The sequence below is a fragment of the uncultured Mycobacterium sp. genome, assembly GCF_964249325.1.
Taxonomy (GTDB): domain Bacteria; phylum Actinomycetota; class Actinomycetes; order Mycobacteriales; family Mycobacteriaceae; genus Mycobacterium.
This window is the reverse complement of record NZ_CAXUCH010000330.1, coordinates 1-3,796: the sequence shown is the minus strand read 5'-3', so window position 1 is coordinate 3,796 and position 3,796 is coordinate 1. Positions and strand designations below refer to the sequence as shown.

At 65.4% G+C, this 3,796-nt stretch carries 4 protein-coding genes; 2 read left to right on the top strand and 2 right to left on the bottom strand.

What is annotated here, in order from left to right; translation table 11 throughout:
• Together ACFE99_RS23830 and tkt are read right to left on the bottom strand one after the other, a co-directional pair.
• A partial coding sequence (locus tag ACFE99_RS23830; RefSeq protein WP_375489171.1) for a transaldolase family protein occupies window positions 1–242 on the bottom strand: 242 nt, incomplete at its 3' end.
• Complete coding sequence (gene tkt / locus ACFE99_RS23825; protein ID WP_375489169.1) at window positions 239–2,350, bottom strand: transketolase; 2,112 nt, start codon at window positions 2,348–2,350, stop codon at window positions 239–241. The genes ACFE99_RS23830 and tkt, both read right to left, overlap by 4 nt.
• 233 nt (window positions 2,351–2,583) lie before the next feature.
• Between tkt and ACFE99_RS23820 the strand changes: the two genes are divergently transcribed.
• Entirely contained in the window at window positions 2,584–3,504 is a 921-nt protein-coding gene (locus ACFE99_RS23820) for a heme o synthase (RefSeq protein ID WP_375489167.1), read from the top strand.
• A 166-nt stretch (window positions 3,505–3,670) separates the two neighbouring features.
• Window positions 3,671–3,796: PPE domain-containing protein (locus ACFE99_RS23815; protein ID WP_375489174.1), on the top strand; the 126-nt coding region annotated here is incomplete at its 3' end.

Here is a 3,796-nt window from a genome sequence, read left to right as displayed (position 1 = left end):
GTGCGGACAGTGGCGTCGACGTCGGCGCCGCGTTCGGCCAGCTCGGCGATCTGGTCGTTGTAGGTGTCGCTTTCCGCCAGCGCCTTCTGAAAGATCGTCGGGTTGCTGGTGACACCGACGACGCACCTGGTGTCGATCAGCTGCTGCAGATTGCCGGACTTGATCCGGTCTCGCGACAAGTCGTCCAGCCATACCGATACACCTGCCGCGCTCAACGCGGCGAGATTGGCATTCTGAGTCATTGATCTGCCCTTCTTCTGGAGTTGTCCAGTGCTCGTTCGGCGGCGGCAACGACGGCTTCTGCGGTGAAGCCGAATTCCCGGTACAGGGTCTTGTAATCCGCGGATTCGCCGTAGTGCTCGATCGACACGATCTGCCCGGCCTCGCCGACCATTTTGTGCCAGGGCATTGCGATACCGGCCTCGACAGCTATGCGGGCCGACACGCTCGGCGGCAGCACACTGTCCTGATAGTCATACGGCTGAGACTCGAACCACTCCACACACGGCATCGAGACCACCCGCGCGGTAACCCCCTTGTCAACCAACACCTTCTGCGCGGCCACCGCGATCTGCAGTTCGGAACCGGTGCCGATCAGGATGACGTCGGGGTCGGCGCCTTCGGTGTCGCCGAGTACGTAGCCGCCCCGGGCGACGCCCTCGGCGCTGGTTCCTTCAAGCACCGGCACACCCTGCCGGGTCAGGATCAGCCCGACCGGCCCGCTGCCGTTGCCGCGGGCCAAGATGCTGTGCCACGCGTACGCGGTCTCATTGGCATCGGCGGGACGGACCACTGACAAATTCGGGATGGCGCGCAGCGCCGCCAGGTGCTCGATGGGCTGATGGGTCGGACCGTCTTCGCCCAGACCGATCGAGTCATGTGTCCACACATAGATGGTGTCGATGTCCATCAGTGCCGCCAGCCGCACCGACGGGCGCATGTAGTCGGAGAACGTCAGGAACGTGCCGCCGTAGGCCCGAGTCGGGCCGTGCAGCACGATGCCGGACAGGATCGCGCCCATCGCGTGCTCGCGCACACCGAAATGCAGTACGCGGCCATACCACGTCGCGCTGAACTGTTTGGTGGAGATCGACGGCGGGCCGAACGACTCGGCGTCGTTGATCGTGGTGAGGTTGCTTTCGGCCAGATCGGCGGACCCGCCCCATAACTCGGGAAGCTTCGGTGCCACCGCGTTCAACACCGCACCGGACGCTTTGCGGGTGGCGATCTCGTCGGATCCGGGCTCCCAGTGCGGCAAGTCCGCGTCCCAGCCGTCGGGCAGCTTTTGCGCCAGCAGCCGGTCCAGCAGCGCCTTGCGTTCGGGCTCCCGCTGCGCCCACGCATCGAACTCGGGCTGCCAGCGTTCGTGAGCCTGCTTGCCGCGCTGCACCAGCTTGCGGGTGTGGGCCAGCACTTCGTCGCTGACCTGGAAGTGCTTGTCGGGGTCGAACCCGAGCACCTTCTTGGTGGCCGCTACCTCGTCCTCGCCCAGGGCCGCGCCGTGCGCCTTGCCGGTGTTCATCGCGTTCGGTGCCGGATAGCCGATGATCGTGCGCAGCTCGATGAACGAGGGCCGGTCCGTGACGGCCTTCGCGTTCGCGATGGCCTCCTCGATCGCCACCACGTTCTCCCCGCCCTCGATCTCCTGCACATGCCAGCCGTAGGCGCGGTAGCGGTCGGCGGTGTTCTCACACAGCGCGATGTTGGTGTCGTCTTCGATCGAAATCTGGTTGTGGTCGTAGAACACGATGAGGTTGCCCAGCTGCTGCACCGCAGCCAACGACGACGCCTCCGACGTCACCCCTTCCTCGATGTCGCCGTCCGAGGCGATCACAAAGATGTAGTGGTCGAACGGACTGGATCCTGGAGCGGCGTCGGGGTCGAACAGGCCGCGCTCGAAGCGTGCGGCCATCGCCATCCCCACCGCCGATCCCAGGCCCTGACCGAGCGGGCCGGTGGTGATCTCCACTCCCTTGGTGTGGCGAAACTCCGGATGCCCGGGAGTCTTGGATCCCCAGGTGCGATACGACTGGATGTCGGACAACTCAAGGCCGAAGCCGCCGAGGTAAAGCTGAATGTAGAGGGTCAGGCTGCTGTGCCCGGCCGACAGCACAAACCGGTCGCGGCCCAGCCACGTGGTGTCGCTGGGATCGTGGCGCATTACCCGCTGGAACAACGTGTAGGCCAGCGGGGCCAGGCTCATCGCCGTCCCGGGATGGCCGTTGCCGACCTTCTGGACCGCGTCGGCGGCCAGCACCCGGATCGTGTCGACCGCAAGCGAGTCGACCTCGGTCCAGTCGTCGGGATGGTGCGGTTGGGTAAGCGCGGAAATGTCTTCAAGCGTGGTCACAAGCTCAGTCCTCAGGTCGACAAGCCGGTTCATCCCCACCCTAGTGCGGGATCACAGCGCACTGCAGGTCAACATTCGTCGTACCACTGTCGGCCGCTGAACAAACGGCGTATGACCGATCCGATCATGTGCAATCGGTTGCGAACCGACCCTGCGGTCAGGCCGCCGTAGCCACGCGGTCTACCATCGTCTGTAGTAGAAGCTGCGCGCTGCTGCGATCGAGGAGTTATTGCGTGAGCGTTCGCGGGCGCGTCGCGCCAAGTCCGGTACGCACCACTGTGCTGGCTTACTTCGCGTTGACCAAGCCGCGGGTCGTCGAGCTGCTGTTGGTGACCGCGATTCCGGCGATGTTGTTGGCCGACCGCGGCACGGTGAACCCGCTGCTGATCCTCAACACGTTGATCGGCGGGATCCTGGCCGCCGGCGGCGCTAACGCGCTCAACTGTGTGGCCGACGCCGACATCGACAAGGTGATGAAACGCACCGCGCGACGGCCATTGGCGCGCGCCGCCGTGCCGACCCGGAACGCCCTGGTGTTCGGCCTGGTGTTGAGTGCGGGGTCGTTCTTTTGGCTGTGGTGGACCACCAACCTGCTGTCCGGGCTGTTGGCCATTGCCACGATCGCGTTCTACGTCTTCGTCTACACACTGTGGCTCAAGCGCCGCACCTCCCAGAACGTGGTCTGGGGTGGGGCAGCCGGCTGTATGCCGGTGATGATCGGCTGGTCGGCGGTGACCGGCACCATCGGCTGGCCGGCGTTGGTGATGTTCGCGATCATCTTCTTCTGGACGCCGCCGCACACCTGGGCGCTGGCCATGCGGTACAAGGACGACTACAAAGCCGCCGGTGTACCGATGCTGCCGGCCGTCGCCACGGAGCGGCAGGTCACCGGGCGGATCCTGATCTATACGTGGCTCACGGTGGCGGCGACGCTGGTGTTGGCGCTGGCCGCCGGTTGGCTCTACGCGACCGTTGCGGTGCTGGCCGGGGTGTGGTTCCTGGCGATGGCACACCAGCTCTACGCCGGAGTGCGCCGCGGCGAGCCGGTCAAACCGCTGCGGCTGTTCCTGCAGTCCAACAACTACCTGGCGGTGGTGTTCTGCGCGCTGGCGGTTGATTCCGCGCTGAAGCTGCCGACCCTCCTCGGTGCTTGACGCGCACGACATCGTCGTTTCAGCAAATACCCCATACCCCGACCGGGTCTTGTCCTACGACACCAGGTCGTATTAAATGCCGGGTCAGTTGACCTGCCCAGCCAGCCCCTGGCGCTAGGGCGCAGACCGTTGGGCTGGTCGCTGCCCGGCAAAACCAGGAGTGCCTGTGACATCACCGATCTGGATGGCGTTTCCGCCGGAGGTGCATTCGGCGTTGTTGAGCGCCGGTCCGGGTCCGGGGTCGTTGCTGGCGGCGGCGGGGGCGTGGTCGTCGTTGAGCACTGATTATGCT